Source organism: Kitasatospora sp. NPDC048286, from assembly GCF_043201735.1.
Classification (GTDB): domain Bacteria; phylum Actinomycetota; class Actinomycetes; order Streptomycetales; family Streptomycetaceae; genus Kitasatospora.
The window spans coordinates 798,822-820,042 of the sequence record NZ_JBICZE010000001.1; the positions used below are offsets into that span (position 1 = coordinate 798,822).

19 protein-coding genes and 2 tRNA genes are annotated in these 21,221 nt (G+C 73.1%); 10 read left to right on the top strand and 11 right to left on the bottom strand.

Annotated elements, in window-relative coordinates:
• Positions 1–75 precede the first annotated feature (75 nt).
• The gene (locus tag ACGF13_RS03715) at positions 76–795 is read right to left on the bottom strand and encodes a DedA family protein (protein WP_392868564.1); all 720 of its coding nucleotides are present in this window, start codon (positions 793–795) and stop codon (positions 76–78) included.
• A gap of 361 nt (positions 796–1,156) precedes the next feature.
• Between ACGF13_RS03715 and fbaA the strand changes: the two genes are divergently transcribed.
• Positions 1,157–2,179, top strand: a complete 1,023-nt coding sequence (gene fbaA / locus ACGF13_RS03720) for a class II fructose-bisphosphate aldolase (RefSeq protein ID WP_392868566.1) — start codon at positions 1,157–1,159, stop codon at positions 2,177–2,179.
• Positions 2,180–2,300: 121 nt separating this feature from the next.
• On the opposite strand, the gene ACGF13_RS03725 is transcribed toward fbaA, so the two are convergent.
• Positions 2,301–2,720: a DUF3151 domain-containing protein gene (locus ACGF13_RS03725; protein ID WP_392868568.1), complete on the bottom strand. Its 420-nt coding sequence runs from the start codon at positions 2,718–2,720 to the stop codon at positions 2,301–2,303.
• Positions 2,721–2,941: 221 nt separating this feature from the next.
• Between ACGF13_RS03725 and ACGF13_RS03730 the strand changes: the two genes are divergently transcribed.
• A complete protein-coding gene (locus ACGF13_RS03730; RefSeq protein WP_392868569.1) occupies positions 2,942–3,721 on the top strand; it encodes a DUF3152 domain-containing protein in 780 nt (259 codons plus the stop codon).
• Between the two features lie 30 nt (positions 3,722–3,751).
• On the opposite strand, the gene ACGF13_RS03735 is transcribed toward ACGF13_RS03730, so the two are convergent.
• The 4 genes from ACGF13_RS03735 to purS form a co-directional block, all read right to left on the bottom strand.
• The gene (locus tag ACGF13_RS03735; protein WP_392868571.1) at positions 3,752–4,567 is read right to left on the bottom strand and encodes a sterol carrier family protein; all 816 of its coding nucleotides are present in this window, start codon (positions 4,565–4,567) and stop codon (positions 3,752–3,754) included.
• A 67-nt stretch (positions 4,568–4,634) separates the two neighbouring features.
• On the bottom strand, positions 4,635–6,890 hold the full coding sequence (gene purL / locus ACGF13_RS03740) for a phosphoribosylformylglycinamidine synthase subunit PurL (RefSeq protein ID WP_392868573.1): 2,256 nt from the start codon (positions 6,888–6,890) through the stop codon (positions 4,635–4,637).
• Positions 6,890–7,567 (bottom strand): phosphoribosylformylglycinamidine synthase subunit PurQ, encoded by a 678-nt coding sequence (gene purQ, locus ACGF13_RS03745; protein WP_392868575.1) that lies wholly within the window; start codon positions 7,565–7,567, stop codon positions 6,890–6,892. Before purQ ends, purL begins: the two co-directional genes overlap by 1 nt.
• Positions 7,564–7,818 carry a phosphoribosylformylglycinamidine synthase subunit PurS gene (purS, locus tag ACGF13_RS03750; protein ID WP_049654013.1) on the bottom strand — a complete coding sequence of 85 codons (255 nt, stop codon included), beginning with the start codon at positions 7,816–7,818 and terminating at the stop codon, positions 7,564–7,566. Before purS ends, purQ begins: the two co-directional genes overlap by 4 nt.
• 466 nt (positions 7,819–8,284) lie before the next feature.
• On the opposite strand from purS, the gene ACGF13_RS03755 reads away from it, so the two are divergent.
• From ACGF13_RS03755 to ACGF13_RS03785, 7 genes are all read left to right on the top strand, one after another.
• Positions 8,285–8,602 carry an Lsr2 family protein gene (locus ACGF13_RS03755; RefSeq protein WP_030056585.1) on the top strand — a complete coding sequence of 106 codons (318 nt, stop codon included), beginning with the start codon at positions 8,285–8,287 and terminating at the stop codon, positions 8,600–8,602.
• Positions 8,603–8,746: 144 nt separating this feature from the next.
• Positions 8,747–8,819, top strand: a tRNA-Gly gene (locus ACGF13_RS03760).
• Positions 8,820–8,858: 39 nt separating this feature from the next.
• Positions 8,859–8,931, top strand: a tRNA-Gly gene (locus tag ACGF13_RS03765).
• Positions 8,932–9,084: 153 nt separating this feature from the next.
• Positions 9,085–10,092, top strand: a complete 1,008-nt coding sequence (locus ACGF13_RS03770) for an ABC transporter ATP-binding protein (protein ID WP_392868577.1) — start codon at positions 9,085–9,087, stop codon at positions 10,090–10,092.
• On the top strand, positions 10,089–10,928 hold the full coding sequence (locus ACGF13_RS03775) for an ABC transporter permease (RefSeq protein ID WP_392868579.1): 840 nt from the start codon (positions 10,089–10,091) through the stop codon (positions 10,926–10,928). The genes ACGF13_RS03770 and ACGF13_RS03775 overlap by 4 nt, the downstream gene beginning before the upstream one ends.
• Before the next feature lie 112 nt (positions 10,929–11,040).
• Positions 11,041–12,270 (top strand): sensor histidine kinase, encoded by a 1,230-nt coding sequence (locus tag ACGF13_RS03780; protein ID WP_392868581.1) that lies wholly within the window; start codon positions 11,041–11,043, stop codon positions 12,268–12,270.
• Positions 12,271–12,284: 14 nt separating this feature from the next.
• Positions 12,285–12,908, top strand: a complete 624-nt coding sequence (locus ACGF13_RS03785; RefSeq protein ID WP_392868583.1) for a response regulator — start codon at positions 12,285–12,287, stop codon at positions 12,906–12,908.
• Between the two features lie 36 nt (positions 12,909–12,944).
• On the opposite strand, the gene ACGF13_RS03790 is transcribed toward ACGF13_RS03785, so the two are convergent.
• The 4 genes from ACGF13_RS03790 to purD all read right to left on the bottom strand — a co-directional run bounded on the left by ACGF13_RS03790 (position 12,945) and on the right by purD (position 19,224).
• Entirely contained in the window at positions 12,945–13,844 is a 900-nt protein-coding gene (locus ACGF13_RS03790; protein ID WP_392868585.1) for a phosphoribosylaminoimidazolesuccinocarboxamide synthase, read from the bottom strand.
• Between the two features lie 153 nt (positions 13,845–13,997).
• Positions 13,998–15,536 carry a N,N-dimethylformamidase beta subunit family domain-containing protein gene (locus tag ACGF13_RS03795; protein ID WP_392868587.1) on the bottom strand — a complete coding sequence of 513 codons (1,539 nt, stop codon included), beginning with the start codon at positions 15,534–15,536 and terminating at the stop codon, positions 13,998–14,000.
• 228 nt (positions 15,537–15,764) lie between these two features.
• Entirely contained in the window at positions 15,765–17,345 is a 1,581-nt protein-coding gene (locus tag ACGF13_RS03800; protein ID WP_392868589.1) for a hypothetical protein, read from the bottom strand.
• 631 nt (positions 17,346–17,976) lie between these two features.
• Entirely contained in the window at positions 17,977–19,224 is a 1,248-nt protein-coding gene (gene purD, locus ACGF13_RS03805) for a phosphoribosylamine--glycine ligase (RefSeq protein ID WP_392868590.1), read from the bottom strand.
• A 367-nt stretch (positions 19,225–19,591) separates the two neighbouring features.
• Here purD and ACGF13_RS03810 point away from each other — a divergent pair, with 367 nt between their 5' ends.
• Positions 19,592–20,377, top strand: coding sequence for an SLATT domain-containing protein (locus ACGF13_RS03810; protein ID WP_392868592.1), 786 nt, complete (start codon positions 19,592–19,594; stop codon positions 20,375–20,377).
• Between the two features lie 85 nt (positions 20,378–20,462).
• Here ACGF13_RS03810 and ACGF13_RS03815 read toward each other — a convergent pair whose 3' ends face one another.
• Entirely contained in the window at positions 20,463–21,110 is a 648-nt protein-coding gene (locus ACGF13_RS03815; protein WP_392868594.1) for a hypothetical protein, read from the bottom strand.
• Positions 21,111–21,221 lie beyond the last annotated feature (111 nt).

Here is a 21,221-nt window from a genome sequence, read left to right on the forward strand (position 1 = left end):
TCACGTGAAACAGCTCCGGCCCTCCGTCGTGTCCGGAGCGGCGGGCGCCCGGCCCCGCCGGGGCCGGTGTCGGCCTCAGCCCCGCCGGTGCCGGCCGTTGCCGACCTGGACCTGGCTCTCGCCGGCGGCCTCGGCACCGCCGGCCCGCTTCTTCTTCCGCTCGCGCATGACCTCGACCAGGATCGGCGAGATCGACAGCAGGATGATCAGCAGCACCGCCGGGATGAGGTACTTGTCGATCACCGGGGCGAGCGCGTCACCGAAGAAGTAGCCGATCAGCAGCATGGACTCGGTCCACAGCACGCCGCCGATCACGTTCCAGACGAAGAAGGTCCGGGCGGGCATCTCCAGGGTGCCGGCGACCGGGTTCAGGAAGGTCCGGATGATCGGCATGAAGCGGGCCAGCACCACGGCCTTGCCGGAGCCGAACTTGTTGAAGTACTCCTCCGCCTTCACCACGTACTCGCGGCGGAAGATCTTCGAATCGGGCTTGTCGAACATCTTCGGCCCGACCTTGGCACCGATCAGGTGCCCGAGCTGGGCGCCGGCGATCGCCGCGATCGGGCAGCCGATCAGCAGCACGGCGATCGGCAGCTTGGCGCCGTCGCCGAGCACCGAGGAGGCGGCGTTCGAGGCGGCGACACCCGCGAGGATGAGCAGCGAGTCGCCCGGGAAGAAGAAGCCGACCAGCAGGCCGGTCTCCGCGAAGATGATCGCGATCAGCCCGATGGCGCCGAGGGACGAGATCAGGGATTTGGCGTCGAGCAGGTTGACGGCCAGCTGGTTGTAGTCCACGGGCGCAGGATAGCGGGCGCACCTTGCCGGCGAAGCGGGCGTACCGCGCCTGCGGTGCCCGTCCGGGAGCGCTCCCGGCCCCCGTCGGGGCCGCCCGGAGCCCGCCGTGCGCCCGTGCCGTGCGCCGTTCCGCATGCCGGGCTCCTGCTGACCTGCGGGCACGAGTCTGGGAAGATGGCACAGGCGTCCGGTCCGCAACGGCACACCACCCTCATGGCCGTACCGCGGAGGTCGCCTCGAACGTGCCGGAGAGCCACACCGCAACGCCGCGCGTCGGCGGGCCGGCACGGAGTCGTCACGAAGGCGTACACAGCGTCGGACAGCACCGTCCGTACGCCGCAACCCGACAGGAGCGGATCGCATGCCCATCGCAACTCCCGAGGTCTACAACGAGATGCTGGACCGGGCCAAGGCGGGCAAGTTCGCCTACCCGGCCATCAACGTCACGTCGTCGCAGACCCTGCACGCCGCGCTGCGTGGTTTCGCCGAGGCCGAGAGCGACGGCATCATCCAGATCTCGACCGGTGGCGCGGAGTTCCTGGGCGGCCAGCACAACAAGGACATGGTGACCGGCGCCGTCGCGCTCGCCGAGTTCGCCCACATCGTCGCCGCCAAGTACGACGTCACCGTCGCGCTGCACACCGACCACTGCCCGAAGGACAAGCTGGACGGCTACGTCCGCCCGCTGCTGGCGGTCTCCGCCGAGCGCGTGGCCAAGGGCCGGAACCCGCTGTTCCAGTCGCACATGTGGGACGGCTCGGCCGAGACCCTCTCCGACAACCTGGCCATCGCCCAGGAGCTGCTGGCCCAGGCCGCCGCCGCCAAGATCATCCTCGAGGTCGAGATCACCCCGACCGGCGGCGAGGAGGACGGCGTCACCCACGAGATCAACGACGAGCTGTACACCACCGTCAACGACGCCGTGCGCACCGCCGAGGCGCTGGGCCTGGGCGAGAAGGGCCGCTACCTGCTGGCCGCCTCCTTCGGCAACGTGCACGGCGTGTACAAGCCGGGCAACGTCGTGCTGAAGCCGGAGCTGCTGCGCGAGCTCCAGGACGCGATCGGCAAGCAGTACGGCAAGACCGACCCGTTCGACTTCGTCTTCCACGGCGGCTCGGGCTCGAGCGCCGAGGAGATCGCCACCGCGCTGGAGAACGGCGTCGTGAAGATGAACCTGGACACCGACACCCAGTACGCCTTCACCCGCCCGGTGGCCGGCCACATGTTCGCCAACTACGACGGCGTGCTGAAGGTCGACGGCGAGGTCGGCAAGAAGAACACCTACGACCCGCGCACCTGGGGCAAGCTGGCCGAGGCCGGCATGGCCGCCCGCGTGGTCGAGGCCGCCGAGCAGCTGCGTTCGGCGGGCAAGCGCCTGAAGTGAGGTCCGCGCCGCGAGCGCGGAAGTGCGCGCCCCGAGCGTGCGGACCCGCGCCCCGAGCGTGAAGACACGGGTGCCCCCGGCGGTTTCTCCGCCGGGGGCACCCGTCACGTCGGGGGGGTGGTTACTGCTTGAGCTCCGCGTACGCCTCCGCGCTGCTCTCCTTCAGGAACTGCCAGCAGCGGGCCTCCTCCTCGGTCTCCTTGATCGCGCCGGCCGCCCGGGCGAGCCCCGCCAGGCAGCGCAGGAAGCCGCGGTTGCCGCGGTGCTCCCACGGCACCGGGCCGTGGCCCTTCCAGCCGTTGCGCCGCAGCGCGTCCAGGCCACGGTGGTAGCCGGTCCGGGCGTAGGCGTACGACTCGACGTACCGGCCGGCCGCGAAGGCGTCGTCGGCGAGCATCGCCCAGGCCAGGCAGAAGGCCGGGAACTCGGCCGCCACCTGGGTCGGGGAGGCCGACTCCTCCGCCAGCATCCGGTAGGGGCGCTCCTCCTCCGGGAGAAGGGTCGGTTCGGGACCGTCGAGAAGATTCCTGTGAATCGCCATGCCCTGAAGTCTGCCACCCGAGACGCAGGGGTCAACCGCCGTCCCGGACGGAGCACCGTCCCCGGGGTGGCGAACCTCCCCACCAGGCACGTAGACATTCACCCGTTCGCCATGCCAGTGTGAAGATCATGTCCGCAGCCCGATCCGTCGGCAGGCGCACCGCACCGCCCCGGAAGGGCGGTCGCCGACGCCGCCGACCGCGGCGCAGACTCGGTCCTGGCATGCTCATGGCGCTGGTGGTCTCCGCGCTGGTGCTGGGCGCCACGGCGGTCGTGCTGAACCGCCCGGGGGGAACCCCGACCGCCACCCCGACCACCCAGGCGCGGGTCGCCCCGCCGGCCGAACAGACCGCCACGGCCACGCCGGAGCCGACCCCGCCCCCGGCCGACACCCCGCCGCCCGTGGCACCGCCCGCCCCCGCCGGCCCCGACCCCGGCCCCACCAAGGGCGCGGGCACCTTCACCGTCGCCCCCGCCACCGCCAAACCGGTCGGGCGCGGCAACGTGCGCCGCTACCGGGTGGAGGTCGAGGACGGCATCGGCATCGACGCCCCGACCGCCGCCGCGCAGATCCACGGCATCCTCGGCGACAAGCGCGGCTGGACCAACGACCACAAGAACGGCTTCCAGCTGGTCGCGAGCGGCCCGTACGACTTCACCGTGAAGATCGCCTCCCCGGCCACCGTGGACCGGATCTGCGGCGCCTCCGGCCTGGACACCCACGGCGAGGTCAACTGCAACGTCGGCAACCAGGTGCTCGTCAACTCCAAGCGCTGGAACACCGGTTCACCCCAGTTCAGCGGACCGCTGGAGGAGTACCGGGCGCTGATCGTCAACCACGAGGTGGGCCACCGGATCGGCCACGGCCACGAGAGCTGCCCGGGCGAGGGCAAGCCCGCGCCCGCGATGATGCAGCAGATCTACGGCCTCAAGGGCTGCGCGCCCAACGCCTGGCCGTACTCGGCGGAGGGCGTGTACCTCAGCGGGCCGTCCGTCCCCTGACAGGATCCGGACGGCCCGCCGGCCGAAGTCCTAGCCGAGCACCGGCAGGTAGGCCCGCAGATCGCTGCGCTCCCCCGAGGCGGACACCTTGGCCGACTCCACCGCCGCCGCCCAGTCGAGCCGGCCGGTGGCCAGCCGGATCCAGGTCAGCGGATCGGTCTCCACCACGTTGGGCGGGGTGCCCCGGGTGTGCTTCGGCCCCGGCACCGCCTGGACCACGGCGTACGGCGGGACCCGCAGCTCGACCGCGCCGCCGGGCACCTGCCCGGCGAGGGCGTCGGCCAGCATCCGGGAGACGGCGGCGAGGGCCTGGGGGTCGTGCGGGAAGGCGTCCAGGCCGAGCGCGTCGGCCAGGTCGTCGGCGTGCACCACGGCCTCGACCAGCCGGGACACCAGGTACTCGGTCAGGAGCATCGGATGTCCGGTCAGGAAGGTGACCTTCCGCTCCGGGTCCGCCACGGCCGGCCCGTCGAGCACCGTCCGCACGGCGTCGAGCGACCGGTCGAACTCGGCGGCCACCTCCTTGGCCGAGCCGGCGAAGCCGGTCTCCGCGTGCTCCGTGGTCGCGCTGTCGACGAACTCGGCCATCGTCGCGGCCATCGCCGCGTAGTCGGCCAGCGGGAGCGCCGGCCCGTCCGGCTCCGGCGAGTTCAGCACGCCCAGCAACTGGCTCAGCGCCAGGCTCACGTGGGTCACCAGCTCGCGCACCTTCCAGGCGCCGAGCCGGGTCGTCCGGTCGAGGTCGGAATCCGTCAGCCGGTGCACGACATCGCGCACCGCCTCGCTCTGCGCCACCAACGCGGCGCTCACCTTCTGCGGCTGATACGTACGGGACTTGGCAGGCATGGGCGTCAACATACGCCGAGGGGCGGGTGGTTCACCAGAGAACCGCCCGCCCCTCAGGAACCGTGCGTCAGGCCAGCAGGGCCTCGATGACGCCGGTGTGAGCCTCCGTCAGTTCCGCCAGCGAGACGCTGAACTGGCCCTGGACGTCCAGGCTGTCGCCGTCCACGACACCGATCCGGGTGGCGGGCAGGCCGCGCGCGGTGCACATGTCGTTGAACCGGAGCTCCTCGCTGCGCGGCACCGCCACGACGGCGCGGCCGGCCGACTCCGAGAACAGCAGGACGAACGGGTCCTGGCCCTCGGGCACGACGATGCGCGCACCGTGACCGCCCTTGAGGCAGCTCTCCACCAGCGCCTGGCCGAGACCGCCGTCGGACAGGTCGTGCGCGGCGTCGATCATGCCGTCGCGCGAGGCGGCGATCAGGATCTCGCCGAGCAGCCGCTCGCGCTCCAGGTCCACCTTGGGCGGCAGGCCGCCGAGGTGGTCGTGGACCGCCTGCGACCAGGCCGAGCCGCCGAGCTCGTCCGCCGTGTCGCCGAGCAGGTAGAGCAGCTGCCCCTCCTCGGCGAAGGCCAGCGGGGTGCGCCGGGTGACGTCGTCGATGACGCCGAGCACCGCGACCACCGGGGTCGGGTGGATGGCGACCTCGCCGGTCTGGTTGTACAGCGAGACGTTGCCGCCGGTGACCGGGGTGCCGAGCACCAGGCAGGCGTCGGCCAGGCCGCGGGTGGCCTCGGCGAACTGCCACATCACGTCCGGGTCCTCGGGGGAGCCGAAGTTGAGGCAGTCGGAGACGGCGAGCGGCTTGGCACCGCCGGCCGCGACGTTGCGGTACGCCTCGGCCAGGGCCAGCTGGGCGCCGGTGTACGGGTCCAGCTTGGCGAAGCGGCCGTTGCCGTCGGTGGCGACCGAGACGCCGAGGTTGGTCTCCTCGTCGATCCGGATCATGCCCGAGTCCTCGCCGGAGGCGAGCACCGTGTTGCCCAGCACGTAGCGGTCGTACTGGTTGGTGATCCAGGACTTGGAGGCCTGGTTCGGGTGGCTGGTGACCTTCAGCAGGTCGGCCTTGAGGCCCTCGCCGGTGGTCGGGCGGGCCAGCCGCTCGGCGGTCGGGGCGTCGGCCTGCAGCGCGTCCTGCCAGCTCGGGCGGGCGTACGGACGCTGGTAGGTCGGGCCCTCGTGGGCGACGGTGCGCGGCGGGACGTCCACCACGAGCTCGCCGTGCCAGTAGATCTCCAGGCGCTCGCCGTCGGTCACCTCACCGATGACGTTGGCGATGACGTCCCACTTCTCGCAGATCTCCAGGAAGCGGTCGACCTTGTCGGGCTCCACGATCGCGCACATGCGCTCCTGCGACTCGCTCATGAGGATCTCCTCCGGCGAGAGCGTGTGGTCGCGCAGGTGCACGGTGTCGAGCTCGATCCGCATGCCGCCGGAACCGGCCGAGGCCAGCTCGCTGGTGGCGCAGGACAGGCCGGCCCCGCCGAGGTCCTGGATGCCCTTGACGAGCTTCTCCCGGAAGATCTCCAGGGTGCACTCGATCAGGAGCTTCTCCTGGAACGGGTCGCCGACCTGGACGGCCGGGCGCTTGGCCGGCTTGGTGTCGTCGAAGGTCTCGGAGGCGAGCACCGAGACGCCGCCGATGCCGTCGCCACCGGTGCGGGCGCCGTACAGGATGACCTTGTTGCCGGCGCCGGAGGCCTGCGCGAGGTGGATGTCCTCGTGCTTCATGACGCCCACGCACAGCGCGTTGACCAGCGGGTTGCCCTGGTAGCAGGAGTCGAAGACGACCTCGCCGCCGATGTTCGGCAGGCCCAGGCAGTTGCCGTAGCCGCCGATGCCCGCGACGATCCCGGGCAGCACGCGCCGGGTGTCCGGGTGGTCGGCCGCACCGAAGCGCAGCGGGTCCATCACGGCGACCGGGCGGGCGCCCATCGCCAGGATGTCGCGCACGATGCCGCCGATGCCGGTGGCCGCGCCCTGGTAGGGCTCGATGTACGACGGGTGGTTGTGCGACTCGACCTTGAAGGTGACCGCGTAGCCCTGGCCGACGTCGACGACACCGGCGTTCTCGCCGATGCCGACGAGCATCGCGTCCGAATCCGGCTTCTTCTCGCCGAACTGCTTCAGGTGGACCTTGCTGCTCTTGTACGAACAGTGCTCCGACCACATGACCGAGTACATGGCGAGTTCGGCGCCGGTCGGGCGGCGGCCGAGGATCTCCCGGATGCGGGCGTACTCGTCCTGCTTGAGGCCGAGTTCGGCCCAGGGCTGGGCGGTGTCCGGGGTCTGCTCGGCGTTCTTGACGGTGTCGAGGCTCATCAGGCGTTCACCAGCTGCTTCAGGACGGAAGTGAAGAAGCCCAGGCCCTCGGTGGTCGGACCGGTGAGCGGCTCCACGGCGTGCTCCGGGTGCGGCATCAGGCCGACGACATTGCCGGCGGCGTTGGTGATGCCGGCGATGTCGCGGTACGAACCGTTCGGGTTGACGTCGAGGTAACGGGCGACGACCCGGCCCTCCGCCTCCAGCTCGTCCAGCACCCGCTCGTCGGCGACGAAGCGGCCCTCGCCGTTCTTCAGCGGGACGACGATTTCCTGGCCCGCCGAGTAATCCCGGGTCCAGGCGGTGCCGGCGTTCTCGATGCGCAGCTTCTGGTCGCGGCAGATGAAGTGCAGCGAGTCGTTCCGGTGGAGCGCGCCGGGCAGCAGGTGCGATTCGCACAGCACCTGGAAGCCGTTGCAGATACCGAGCACCGGCATTCCGAGCTTCGCCTGCTCGATGACGGTCTCCATCACCGGCGAGAAGCGGGAGATCGCACCGCAGCGCAGATAGTCGCCGTAACTGAATCCGCCCGGCAGGACGACGGCGTCGACCTGGTGGAGATCCTTGTCACGGTGCCAGAGGGCGACCGGCTCGGCGCCGGCGAGACGGACCGCCCGCTGGGCGTCGCGGTCGTCGAGGGAGCCGGGGAAAGTGACGACGCCGACGCGGGTGGTCACTTGCCCTCCTCCTCGACCCGGACGGTGAAGTCCTCGATCACGGTGTTGGCGAGAAAGGTCTCGGCGGCTTCACGGATACGGGCGAGCGCCGCGTCGTCGACCGGGCCCTCCACATCCAGCTCGAAACGCTTGCCCTGGCGGACGTCGGCGATCCCGGTGAATCCGAGACGGGGCAGTGCGCGCTGCACCGCCTGTCCCTGGGGGTCGAGGATCTCCGGCTTGAGCATGACGTCGACTACGACGCGTGCCACTGGCACTCCCGGTGGTGTCTTCGGTGAGGCGGGGGAACCCCAGACTACCCGTGGTTTCGGGCAGGATTGCTGGCCGGGGATAGCGACGCGCGTAGACTCCAGACCCTTACGCCGCAAGGGATCCAGGCCCCTCGCCACCCACCCGGGCCGACCGGTTTCCCCGGATTCGGCCCCCGGAACGACGCAGCCGGGAGAACACCCGAATACGGCACTTGGGGACAGATCCGCCCGTCCCGCACATCGGTATCCCACAGCCCCGCGAAGAGACGTGAATATCCGGAAAAGAATGCCGGACTCTTCGATTTCGGCCCCCTTCGGGTGCAGAATAGGGGCCACCTGTCGCGGCAAGTGCTGCGTATCAGGCGGGCCATCCGGCCTGCCCGTACGCGCTTGCGCGAGTTGGTGCACATCAGGCCTCGGTACCCCCTCGGACCGGCGGCCGAATTGCCCGAGAGGATTGACACCCATGGCTCAGCGTGTAGTTGTCACGCTCTCCGACGACCTGGACGGCGGCGCCGCCGCGGAAACCGTCCACTTCGGCGTCGACGGGAAGTCGTACGAGATCGACCTGTCCGTGGACAACGCGGAAAAGCTGCGGGAGGCCCTCGCTCCGTTCGTCGCCGCCGGCCGCCGGCAGAGCCGCACCGGAAAGTCCTTCCGCCGCACGGCCCTCACCCCGGACCCGGCCGCCGTCCGCGCCTGGGCGCTGTCCCGCGGGATGGAGCTGCCGGCCCGCGGCCGCATCCCCAAGCACGTGTACGAGGCGTTCGCCGAGGCGAACTGAGCCCCGCGGGGACACCGCTCCCCGGTCGCCCCGCCCGCCCGGACCGAAAGGGTGGGGCGACCACCCCGAAAGATGCTGTAGAGTATTCCTCGTCGCCGCAACGGAGAGATCCGAAGAGGCGGCGGGTGCCCCACCAGGCACCATGCGGACGTGGCTCAGTTGGTAGAGCATCACCTTGCCAAGGTGAGGGTCGCGAGTTCGAATCTCGTCGTCCGCTCGCAGTGCGCGAGCACAGCACAACTCAATAGTTTGACCTGCGGACGTGGCTCAGTTGGTAGAGCATCACCTTGCCAAGGTGAGGGTCGCGAGTTCGAATCTCGTCGTCCGCTCCGATACGAAGGGCCCCCTCACTCGAGGGGGCCCTTCGGCATTCCCCGGCAAATCGGCCCATGACATTTGTCATCGCCGACCCGTGCATCCGCACCGCGATGTCATGACGGTGCGCACTGCCCGCGCGGCCCGGTCGGCGGAAGGCTTGAGGCATGGAAACGAGCCGGCCCTCCCGCCCCAGCGACGACGTGATCGAGGTCACCGACCTGCACCGCCACTACGGCGGCGGCACCTCCGGGTACCACGCCGTGCGCGGCGTGGACCTGACCGTCCGCCGCGGCGAGCTGTTCGCCCTGCTCGGCACCAACGGGGCCGGCAAGACCTCCACCATGGAGGTCATCGAGGGCCTGGCCGCCCCCACCGGCGGCACCGTCCGGGTGCTCGGCCGGGACCCCTTCAGGGAGCGCGCCGCCGTCCGCCCGCGGATCGGCATCATGCTCCAGGAGGGCGGCTTCCCCGGCGAGCTCACCGCCGCCGAGACCGGCCGCGCCTGGGCCGGGATGACCAGCGGCGCCCGCCCGGTGGCGGAGGCGCTGGAGCTGGTCGGCCTCGGCCACCGGGCGAACGTCCGGGTCAAGCAGCTGTCCGGCGGCGAGAAGCGCCGGCTGGACCTCGCGATGGCCCTGCTCGGCGGCCCCGAGGTGCTCTTCCTGGACGAGCCGAGCACCGGTCTCGACCCGGAGGCGCGCGCCGCCGTCTGGCAGCTGGTCCGCGAGCTGCGCGCCCAGGGCACCACGGTGCTGCTCACCACGCACTACCTGGAGGAGGCCGAGGAGCTGGCCGACCGGCTGGCCATCATGCACGGCGGCCGGGTCGTCACCTCCGGCACCGTCGCCGAGGTGATCGCCGGCCGGCCCGCCCGGATCAGCTTCGAGCTCCCCGACTTCACCGGGACGGCGCTGCCCGTCCTGGCCGGGGCCGAGATCGGCGTCGAGGGCCGCAGGGTCACCGTGCAGACCCTCGGGCTCCAGGACACCCTCACCGACCTGCTCGGCTGGGCCCGGCAGCACGGGATCGCGCTCGGCGCCCTGGACGCCCGCAGCGCCTCGCTGGAGGAGGCCTTCCTCGCGATCGCCTCCGAGGCCGCCCACCAGCACCCCCCGCAGGCACCCACCGCCACCCGCCCCGCCCGCCGCCGCCTGATCGGATCCGCCCGATGACCACCGCCGCCCCCACCGCCGCCACCGCCACCGCCGGTCCGCAGAGCACCACCGTCCGCCGACTGCTCGCCCTCGGCCGGGCCGAGGCCACCCTGCTGGTGCGCAACCGCACGGCCCTGTTCACCGCCCTGGTGCTGCCGCTGGTGCTGGTCTTCACCCTGCAGGGCGCGCTGTCGAAGCAGGCCGAGTCCAACCCCGGGCTGGACGTCGACTCGCTGCTGGTCTACGGCTCGGTCGGGATGATCCTGGCCTTCGTCGTGTACTACAACCTGACCGCCGCGTACGTCGGACGGCGCGGTGAGCTGGTCCTCAAGCGGCTGCGCACCGGCGAGGCCCGGGACATCGAGATCCTGCTCGGCACCGCCGTCCCCTCGCTCGCGCTCGGCCTGATGATGGCCGCCCTGATCGGGATCGGCGGCAGCCTCGGCCTGCACCTGGCCGTGCCGGTCAACCCGGTGCTGATGCTGGTCGGTCTGCTGCTGGCACTGGCCACCATGATCGCCCTGGCCGCGCTGTCCAGCGCCTTCACCAAGACCGTGGAGAGCGCGGGCATCACCACCCTGCCGATCATGCTGGTGATGCAGCTCGGCTCCGGCCTGTTCGTCCCGCTGGAGGTCATGCCCAAGCAGCTGGCCGACATCTGCCGCCTGCTGCCGACCACTCCCGCCTTCCAGCTGATCCGGGTCGGCTGGTTCGGCACCGACGGCTCGGCCGCCGCGACCGGCTTCGCCGGCTCCTGGGGCGCCGCCGGCTCGCACCTGGTCACCGGGACCATCTGGCTCGGCCTGGCCGTCTGGGGCGCGGTGCGCTACTTCCACTGGGAGCCGCGCCGCTGACCCGAAGGGCACCGCGCACGGAAGGCGTTCATCCGACGGATGAACGCCTTCCGTGCCTCTGATATGAAGACACCGGCAAGATCGTGATCGAACTGGGGCGGAAGAATTGAGAATGCGGTCACCGCTTCGCAGCTGGACGAGCCTGAGCAAGCCCCGGCGCACCGAGCTGTACTTCCGCTGGTCGCTCTACACGCTGCCGCTGCTGCTGCTCCCGATCACCCTGCTCTCCGCCGGGGCCCGGGCCGACCTGCCGGACTCCGTCGGGACGGTCCGGATCGCCCTGCTGGTCTCGCTCGCCTCGACGCTGCTGGGCCTGCGGGCCTGCCGCACCTCGCTCGACCACTACCTGAAGCGCCCCACCGACCGCCTGCGCTGGCTGGCCGTCAACGGCGCGTTCGCGGTGGCCGGCTCCTGGGCCCTCCTCCTGCTCGGACCGCACGCCGACGGGACGGACGGCCGGTCCGGGACGGCGTTCACCGCCACGATGGCGGCCCTCCTGCTCGCCGTCGCCTTCGGCCCGGCGTCCATCGGGCTGTCGATCGCCCAGGCCTCGCTGGCCGCCCTCGGCGGGTTCCTGCTGACCGCGCCGGCGATGGTGCTGGCCGGGTACGGCCTCGTCGGTACCGCCGGACTGCTGATCGGCTCCCTGGTCATGCTGCCCATCCTCGGCGGGACCTGCCGCAGCTTCGCCTGGCTGACCTCGGTGGTCTGGGAGCTGGACGCCGCCCGCGAGGCCCAGTCCCGGCTGGCCGTCGCCGAGGAGCGGCTGCGCTTCTCCCGCGACCTGCACGACGTGATGGGCCGCAACCTCACCACCATCGCGCTGAAGAGCGAACTCGCCGTCCAGCTCGCCCGCCGGGGGCGCGAGGAGGCCGCCGACCAGATGGCCGAGGTGCAGAAGATCGCCCAGGAGTCGCAGCGTGAGGTCCGGGACGTCATCCGCGGCTACCGCACCGCCGACCTGCACGCCGAGGCGATCGGCGCCCGGGCGGTGCTGCGCTCGGCCGACGTCGCCTGCGAGATCGACCTCGGCGAGCACGCCGACGAGCTGCCGCCCCCGGTCCAGTCGGTGTTCGGCTGGGTGATCCGCGAGGCCACCACCAACGTGCTGCGGCACAGCGAGGCCGGCCGCTGCCTGATCCGGCTGCGGACCGAGGACGGACGGGCCGTGCTGGAACTGGAGAATGACGGAGTGCCCGACGTCCCGTTCCCCTCCCAGGGCAGCGGCACCGGGCTGCGCGGGCTGCGCGAGCGGCTCGCCGCCCACGACGGCGAGCTGACCGTACCGGCCGCCGAGGCGGGCGTCTTCCGGATGCTCGCCACCGTCCCGCTCCCCCACTGAGGAAGGCCCGCCCGATGACCGACGACGCCGCGCCCGTCCGTGTCCTGCTCGCCGACGACGAGCACCTGATCCGGGGCGCGCTGGCCGCGCTGCTCTCGCTGGAGGACGACATCGAGGTGGTCGCCCAGGCCGGCTCCGGTCCGGAGGCGCTGGCGATGGCGCTGGCGCACCGCCCGGACGTCGCGGTGCTGGACCTCCAGATGCCGGGCAAGGACGGCATCGAGGTGGCCGCCCAGCTGCGCGTGGTGCTGCCGGACTGCCGCTGCATGATCGTCACCGGCCACGGCCGCCCGGGCTACCTGAAGCGGGCGCTGGAGGTCGGGATCCGCGGCTTCCTGCCGAAGACCGTCTCGGCGGCGGACCTGGCCGGCATCATCCGCACCGTGCGCTCCGGCGGCCGGTACGTGGACCCGGAGCTGGCGGCGGACGCGATCAGCGCCGGCGAGAGCCCGCTGACCCCGCGCGAGACGGACGTCCTGGAGCTGGCCGCCGACGGCACCACGATCGCCGGGATCGCCGAGCGGGCCTCGCTCTCCCAGGGCACCGTGCGCAACTACCTGTCCTCGGCGGCCACCAAGCTGGGCGCGGAGAACCGGCACGCGGCGGTGCGGATCGCCCGCGAGCACGGCTGGATCTAGGGGCGTCCCCGGTGCTCGCGGGCGGTCCGGACGGGCTCAGGCCCAGGTGGTCCCGGTGAGCCGCTCGTACACCTCGATGTACTTGGCGCGGGTCCGCTCGACGATCTCGGCCGGCAGCGCGGGCGGCGGCTGCTCGCTGTGGCGGTCCCAGCCGGAGGCCGGGGAGACCAGCCAGTCGCGGATCAGCTGCTTGTCGAAGGACGACTGCGAGCGGCCCGGCTGGTAGTCGTCGGCCGGCCAGTAGCGGGAGGAGTCCGGGGTGAGCACCTCGTCGCCGATCACCAGCTCGCCGTCCAGCAGGCCGAACTCGAACTTGGTGTCGGCCAGGATGATGCCGCGCTCGCGGGCGATGTCCCGGGCCCGGGCGTAGACGTCCAGGGTGGTGCGGCGCAGCTGGGCGGCCAGCTCGGCGCCGATCCGGCGGGCGGTCTCCTCGTAGGAGACGTTCTCGTCGTGCTCGCCGACCTCGGCCTTGAGCGCCGGGGTGTAGATCGGGCCGGGCAGCTCGGAGCTGTTCTCCAGGCCCTCCGGCAGCGCGATGCCGCAGACCGTGCGGGTCTCGTCGTACTCGGCCAGGCCGGAGCCGGCCAGGTAGCCGCGGGCGACCGCCTCGACCGGGACCATCTCCAGGCTGCGGCAGACCAGCGTGCGGCCCTTCCAGTCGGCCGGGGCGCCGGCCGGGACCTCGGTGGAGATCACGTGGTTGGGGACGATGTCGGCGATCCGCTCGAACCACCACAGCGACAGCTGGGTGAGGATGCGGCCCTTGTCCGGGATCTCGTTCGGCAGCACCCAGTCGTGGGCGGACGTCCGGTCGCTGGCCACCATGACCAGTTCACCCGACTCGGTGCGGTAGAGGTCGCGCACCTTGCCGGTGTGCAGGTGGACCAGGCCGGGTACCTGGACCGGCTCGGGCTTGGTGACAAATCCGCTCAAGGTGTCTCAGTCCTCAGGGGTCGTTCGCGGGCGGGGCACCGCGAAAGGGGAGGTCACTGCCCCCGCAGTCTTTCACGACCGCCGAACACCGGTTCCCCGGCCACCGTCCGCCGGTTCCCGGGCCGCCGTCCGCCGGTTCCCCCGGCCGCCGCGCTAGTTCTTGCAGAGCCGGTCCAGCAGGTTGGCGGTGGCCCGCTGGATCCGTTCGTCGGTCAGGCCGGGGCGCCCCAGCGCGGGCGACCAGGCGAAGGTGCCGGCCGCGAAGACGTACGCGCCGCTGGGCGCCCGGTACAGCGAGGTCTCCTGGAAGCGGGTGCGGCCGGACAGGTCCTGGTAGGGCGAGTGCGCCAGCAGCACCCGCTCGATGTGGTCGGGCAGCGCCACCTTGGGGTAGTAGCGGTCGGCCTCACCGGCCACCAGCCCGGGCAGTTCGTCGCCCTCCTGGAGGCCGGTGCCGTCCCAGAGCCAGTGCGCGGTGTGCCGGGCGACCAGCGGGACGGGCGCGGCGACCCGCCCCGAGTACTGCACCCCGAGCAGCTGCTGCTCGGGCTCGCCTGCGTCCCGCCACAGCGCGCTGGCCGCGCCGGGCGCCCCGGCGGCCGGGCTGCCGGGACGGACCTTCTGCCGCTTGCGGCAGTTGAGCAGCCGGTTGGGCTCGCCGGAGGCGGCGGCGGACAGTTCGACCCGCCAGTACATGGTGTTGGCGGAGAGGAACACCAGCGAGGTGCCGCCGTCCCTGGCCCGCTCGGCGGCCCGGCGCATCGGCTCGGACCAGTACTCGTCGTGGCCGGGGAAGACCAGCGCCCGGTGCCGGGACGGGTCCACCAGGCCGGCGTGCAGGTCGGTGGCGGTCGCGTACGAGAGGTCGTAGCCGTAGCGCTCGGCCCAGCGGATGAAGTCGTACGCGTGGCCGACGTGCAGCGGCAGTCCGGCGGTGGCGTGCGGGCGGTCGAAGGAGACGGTGACGGCCGCCTCCGGCTCCCCGACCAGGCCGCCCCGGCCGTCCCAGGCGTGGTAGAGGCTGGCGCCGGTGCGGCCGTCCTCGGGGAACAGGTTGTACGCCTGCCAGGTCACGTCCGGGAGCACCAGGAGCAGTTCGGCGGTGTGCGCCTGGTCCTCGAAGTCCCGGACGGTGAACGGGATGTGGCTGCGGTGCAGCATGTCGGCGGTGGTCAGCACGGCGACGTACGAGCCGGGCTTCCAGTGCACCGGGATCTGGAGCCGCCAGGAGTGCCACCAGTGGTGGCAGGAGACCGTCCGGTCGACCACCAGCGGGGCGGGCTGGACGAGGCCGGAGATCAGCGGACTGGACGTCATGTGGCGGGCGTTGTCGCCGCCGTAGTGGCCGATCCGGAAGACGTCCACGGTGAACTCGCGGGGCGGGTTCACCGTGACCCGGAAGTCCACCGAGCCGCCGGGGCGGACCACCCCGGCCGAGGCGAAGCCCTTGATCTGCTGGTCCACGTCGTTGGCGCCCTGGGGGCTGCCGACCGTGGGCTTGGGCCGGGCCCCCGCGGCCAGCGGCTGTTGGCCCGGCGCGTCCACCGAGACGTACCAGGGGACGGCGCCCTCCGCCCCGGCCAGGTACTGGTCCGGGCTGCGCAGCCAGGGCAGCGGGCCCTGGCCGAAGGGGTCGGAGACGCTGTAGGCGTGCGTCCCCGACTCCCAGCGGCCGTTGAGTTCGGTCCCCACGCGCCCCTCCCAGGTGCACTTCCGCCCGGTTGGCACGTGCCCCCCGGATGTGCGTGCGGTCTAATACACCACAGACTGCTGGCGCAACGTCACCCTCCGGTAGCGATTGGTGCAGGGAATCTCGCGCGCCTCCCGGGCAGGGCCTCCGGCCTGCGAAGACTCCCGGCGGCCGGCCCATTTGGGGGCGCGTACGGGGGTGCCGAGCGCCCTCCCGGGACGCCTGGGACGTCAGAGGCGGACGGGTTTCTCGAGACGGACGTCGGCGGCGTCCAGCCAGGCGCGCAGCGGACCGTCCTGGCCCTGTTCGACGGCCTGGGCGACCGGGCCGGCCAGGTCGGTGCGGCGCACCCCGCCGAGCAGCAGCACCGGGCCGTCCAGCCAGTCCAGGCCGGGGGCGCCGCCCGCGGTGTCCACGGCGGCGCAACAGACCATCGCGGTGACGTGCTCGACCAGCAGGTCGCGGCCGCTGCGCTCGGGTTCGAGCAGCGGGGCCGGGGCGGTGGTGCGGGCCAGCTGGGCGGCGAGCGCGGCGGCCAGCAGCTCACCGTCGCCCTCCGCGAGCCGGCCCAGCAGCCGGGTGAGGGTCGGGGCGCCGGGGCGGGCCTGCGGGGCGAGCCGGTCCAGGGCGGTCTGCAGGGCGGCGGCGCCCGCCCGCCAGCCGGCGTCCACCACCTCGGCCGGGTAGTCGGTCCACTCCAGTTCGTGCCAGGCGCCGGCCGCCGGACGGCCGAAGAACAGTTCGGCGGCGAGCCGGGAGACCGCCCGGTCGACGGTGCCGGGCTCCTCCAGCAGGTCGCAGGCGGGGCGGTCGCCGAGCCTGCTGCCGTAGCCGTCGGCCAGCCGGTCGCGCCGGGACAGCTCGGTGAGCGCGGAGACCACGCCGGCGTTGAGGTGCGCCGGATGGCGGCCGAGCCGCCAGGCGGGCAGCGCCACCCTGGTGAGCAGCCGGTCCCAGCCCGCGTAGGCCAGGCCGACCTGTTCCTGGGCGGCGATCCGCAGGCCGTAGTCGACCGTCCTGGCGTGCTCGGAGGCCCAGCTCGCGACCGAGCGCTCCAGCTCGGCGGAGTGGCCCCGGCAGGCACCGAGCAGGCGGCGGACGATCCGGCGGACGACCCGGTCCGCGAGCGCGGCCGGACCGCGCCGCGGCGGCCGGGGCGGGGCGGCCAGGGTGCCGCCGCCGAGGCCGGGGGCCGCGCCGCCGCCGGAGTCCAGGCAGGCGTCCAGGCTGCGCAGGAAGCGCCGGGCTGCGGCGATCTCCGGGTCGGCGGAGGCGGCGGTGCCGGCCACCACGGGGGCGAGCAGGGCGCGCAGTTCGCCGGCCCGCATCCACCACAGGAAGGGCGAGCCGATCACCAGGACGGGAGCGGGCGCCCCGGGGGCGCCCTTCGGCGGACGCGATGCGGCCTGCGGGAGGTCCTCCAGCCAGCTGTCGCAGTCCGGGGTGAGGGCGACGGCCGAGGGCGCCGGCACGGCCAGCCGGTCCGCCAGCTCGTCGATCAGCCGGTACAGCTCGGGGGCCTCGGCCCGGTCCAGCGGGACGGCCGGGGTGCGCGGCGGGACGGCCCGGCGCAGGGCGCGGGCGGTGAGCCCGGCCACCAGGAGGGTCAGCGCGGCGATCGCGCAGACCGCCCAGCGTGCGGCGTCCCAGCCCGCCGCGTCGGCGGCCCCCGGCGCACCGATCCGGCCGGTGAACCGGCCCGCGAGCAGGACCACCGCGACGGCGGCGGGCAGGGCGGCGGCGGCCCGGGCGAGGCCTCGGACCCGCAGGACCGCCTGGGCGTGAGCGCGCGCGGTGTCGACTGCGGCCATACGGTGCGGCACCCCCTTCGGAGCCCTCGGGCGCCCGGCTTCGGGCCCTGAGCCGACTCGAAACGATCAGTTCCGACCGGGAAGCGGAGGTGTCCGATCCCCGGTAGTGCATGCTGCGTGGCGCTACTGACATTTTCGACGCCCCGGTCCGGGTGGATGTTCCGGATCACCCCGGTTTCCACTCGTCCCGGTGACACCGCCCGGTTGCTCCGGTGACGCCGCCCGGCTGCCGGCGACCGGTCCGGTGCGAAGCACCCGGACGACCGCCCGGCCGGACGCCGTCCAGCATCCCCCCGTGGGAGCACCGCTACCCGGCGGCGACCCCGGCGCGCGGGCCCCGCGCACCGCGATCCAGCGCACCATACGGCCGGGCGGCCGGTTGCGTCAGCCGGATGCGGGTGCTGTCACCCGATGGGCTGGAATCCGTCGGCCGAACAGTACGTCCGCCCCCGCGGCCGCTCCGGCCGCGAAACGCCCGGGACGCTGCGCCCTTGGGGTTGACCGGCGGACCCGCTCGTCCGGAGCCGGCCCGCCCCCGCCGGGCCGCCCCGCGCACCGCCGGCTCCCACGCACCGCGGCCCCCGTGCGAGCGGTTCGCACGGGGGCCGCGGAGGGCGTGGACGGGCCCGCCTCAGGCGGTGGCCGCCTTCAGCGCGATGTCGGTACGGTGCTGGCCGCCCTTGAGGGAGATCCGGTCCACCGCGGCGTACGCGCGCTCGCGCGCCTCGGCCAGGTCGGCGCCGGTCGCGGTGACCGACAGGACGCGGCCGCCGGCGCTGAGCACCCGGCCGTCCTCGTCCGCCTTCGTCCCGGCGTGCAGCACGAACGCGGTGCCGTCCGCCTCGGCCTCGGCCAGTCCCTCGATCGGGTCTCCGGTGCGCGGGGCGGCCGGGTAGCCCTCGGAGGCGACGACCACGGTGACGGCCGCGCCCTCGTCCCAGCGCAGCGGCTCCAGCTGGTCCAGGGTCCCGTCGGCGGAGGCCAGCAGCACGCCCGCCAGCGGGGTGCGCAGCCGGGCCAGCACGACCTGGGTCTCCGGGTCGCCGAAGCGGGCGTTGAACTCGATCACCCGGGTGCCGCGCGAGGTGAGCGCCAGGCCCGCGTACAGCAGGCCGGAGAACTCGGTGCCGCGGCGGCGCAGCTCGTCCACGGTCGGCTGGAGGACGGTCTCCAGGACCTCCTCGACCAGCCCGGCCGGCGCCCACGGCAGCGGCGAGTAGGCGCCCATGCCGCCGGTGTTGGGGCCCTCGTCGCCGTCCAGCGCGCGCTTGAAGTCCTGGGCGGGCTGGAGCGGGACGACGGTGGTGCCGTCGGTGATCGCGAACAGCGAGACCTCGGGGCCGTCCAGGTACTCCTCGATGACCACGCGCTCGCAGGCGGCGGCGTGCGCCAGCGCGGCCTCGCGGTCGGAGGTGACCACGACGCCCTTGCCGGCGGCCAGGCCGTCGTCCTTCACCACGTACGGGGCGCCGAAGGCGTCCAGCGCCTCGGCGGCCTCGGCGGCGGTGGTGCAGACGTAGGAGCGCGCGGTGGGGACGCCGGCCGCGGCCATCACGTCCTTGGCGAAGGCCTTCGAGCCCTCCAGCTGCGCGGCCGCGGCGGACGGGCCGAACACCGGGATGCCGGCGGCGCGCACGGCGTCCGCGACGCCGGCCACCAGCGGGGCCTCCGGACCGACCACGACCAGGGCGGCGCCGAGCCGGCCGGCCAGCGCGGCGACCTGCGCGCCGTCCAGCTGGTCGACCGGGTGGACCGTCGCGATCTGCGCGATCCCGGCGTTGCCCGGGGCACAGTGCAGTTCGGTCACTGCGGGATCTTGGGACAGGGAGCGGCACAGGGCGTGTTCGCGGGCGCCGCCGCCGATGACGAGGACCTTCACGCCTGGCAGCGTAGTCGGTGGCCTGTTCCGGCCGCTCTCCGGTCCCGTCGGATCGTCCAGGCGGAGGGCTCCGCACGCCGGGCGCGTCGGAGGATCCTCCAAGTCCGGCGGAGGTGGTTCGGCGGTGGGTGGCCGGGTCACGACGGCGGGTCACCGGACCCTCGCTCGGACGGGTGAAATCTCGCCGCCTCCCGCAACCGGCCCACCTCGGGTTCCGTTGGCCGAAACCGGTAACGATCACCGGAGAAGCGCCCCCACGGTCAGCCATTTGGCGGTAAGAAGTGCTGTTGGAGAACCACCGGCGGACACCACGTCAGCCGTTGCGCCGACAGAACCAGCAGTCCGCCCGCCACAGGGAGCCCCACAGGTGAGCCAGCCGGAAATGCAGCCCGAGGAGAGTGCCTGGGGCAAGGAGATCGGTGAGGAGGACCAGCCCGTCGCCGCCGTCGTCCGACCCGCCTCCACCCGCCACCGAGCCGATCTGAGCACCCGCCAGTTCCCGCTCGGGGACTGGGGCGAGCCCGCCGAACGGCTGGAGGAGCTCTACCGGTGGTCCGAGGAGCGGGCGGTCGAGGCGATCGAGTGGTACCGCCGGGACCGGGTCTGGAAGCGCCGCTGGGCGCGCCTGCTGCGGTTCGCCGCGGCCGGCTTCGCGGTGGGCGGGGTGACGGCCCCGCTGCTCGACCTGGCCGGGGCCTTCCCGCACGGCACCGGCTGGGGCTACGTCGGCTTCGCGCTCTCCGCAGCGAGCCTGGCCGCCGACCGGGTCTTCGGGCTCACCTCCGGCTGGATGCGGGACGTCTCCACCGGGCAGGCGCTGCAACGCCGTCTGGAGGCCTTCCAGTTCGACTGGGCGTCGGAGTGCGTGCGCGAGGTGCTCGGTCCGACCGAGGGCACCGCGGGCGAGGCCGCCGAGCGCTGCCTGGGCGTGCTGCGCCGGTTCTGCGAGGACGTCTCGGACATGGTCCGCTCCGAGACCTCGGAGTGGATGCTGGAGTTCCGCGCCTCGATGACCCAGCTGCCCACTCAGTCCGGCGGGGCCTGGGGCGGGCGCAGCGAGCCCGGGGTGGGTGCCCAGGTGCGGGTGCTGCCGCCGCCGGGCACCCGGCCCACCATGCCGCGCCAGCGGCCGCCGGAGGGGCCGCTGCGGTAGTGATCGGGGATACGGAGGGTCAAGTGCCCGGACGGGGGCAGGGTCCCGGACGGGGGCCGGATCGGAGTCAGGGGCGGGGTCGGGCTCAGGCGAAGACGATCATCGAGCCCTGGGAGACGCTCCTGGTCGCCGCCGCGTACAGGCCCGACCAGGCGTGCCGCTCCCTGGCGAAGGGGTGGACGTCGTCGATCGGCGGCCCGAACGGCTGCTCCAGGCCGGTCGGGCCGAGCGGCCGGGTCGGGCCCGGCGGGTTGAACGGGTCGATGCCCAGCGCCGGTGCGACGGCCTGGAGTTCGCGCAGCAGCCCGTGGCTGGAGCCGAGCGGTCCGCCGGAGGCGAGCAGCGTGTCGTCCACCAGCGGCGCCGCGAACTCGACCGGCACGTACGCCCCGGCGTGGTCGAAGTGCCAGACCAGGTGCGACTGTTCGGCGCTGCTCTCGAACATCTCCAGCAGCTGCTCGTAGTCGCCGCCGAGCGCGTCGACCGGGGTGATGTCCAGGCCGGTGAGGCCCAACAGGTAGGCGCGGCGCAGGAAGTGCAGCGAGTCGTAGTCGAAGGCGGCTATCGGCTCGACCGCACCGCTGATGCCCGGGACGAAACGGTAGACCGGCACCTCGGGCAGTCCGCGCGAGGCCAGCACCGAGTTGTAGAGCGCGAGGTCGTCCCGGAAGGGGTTGTCGGGGCTGTGGCTCAGCACGTCCACCAGCGGGACGAGCCAGAGGTCGCAGGCCATGGCCGGCAGTTCCTCTCCGGAGGCGTGGATCGCCCGCGGAGACGGGGCGACGACGGGGTTGGGTCGGTACCCGGACGGCCCTTTCACCAGGCGCCCGAACCGATGACCGCC